Source organism: Vibrio sp. 2130-1 (genome assembly GCF_033339515.1).
This window is the reverse complement of record NZ_JAWOUT010000413.1, coordinates 1-629: the sequence shown is the minus strand read 5'-3', so window position 1 is coordinate 629 and position 629 is coordinate 1. Positions and strand designations below refer to the sequence as shown.

The 629-nt window shown below is 50.4% G+C and carries 1 protein-coding gene; it reads left to right on the top strand.

Annotation, left to right across the window (positions count from 1 at the left end):
- Positions 1-22 precede the first annotated feature (22 nt).
- Positions 23-629 (top strand): PmbA/TldA family metallopeptidase (locus R7Q09_RS26545; protein ID WP_318143992.1); only part of this gene is annotated, 607 nt, incomplete at its 3' end.

Here is a 629-nt window from a genome sequence, read left to right as displayed (position 1 = left end):
TGAATACAAGATGTGAAAGACAATGGATATTAAACAGCAGGTTGCTGAGCAACGTACCGAGCTAGAGCAAGCCGTGGCACGAGCATTAGAGCTCGCGTCGGCGAAGTCGGATGCAGCAGAAGTCGCAATTACTAAAAGCACAGGTTTGAGTGTTTCCACTCGAATGGGTGATGTAGAAAATGTCGAGTTCAACAGTGATGGTGCGCTTGGCATTACCGTTTACCGAGGCCAACGTAAGGGCAGCGCTTCCACATCTGATTTGAGTGAAGCGGCGATTGAACAGACAGTGAATGCCGCGCTTGATATCGCTCATTACACATCTGAAGACCCGTTCGCAGGCCCAGCGCCGAAAGAATTTATGGTGAAAGAGGTGCCAGATCTTGACCTTTTCCACCCAGACTCTCCAGACCCAGACTACGCAGCACAAGTGGCGATTGCCGCTGAGAAAGAAGCGCTAAGCTACAGCGATGCAATCAAGCAAAGTGACGGTGCAAGCTACGATAGTCACTACGGCGTCAAAGTGTACGGAAACAGCCATGGTTTGTTAGCAAGCTACGCGTCTAGCCGACACAGCACAAGCTGCTGCGTTATTGGCGTAGGCAAAAATGGCGAAATGGAACGTGACTACA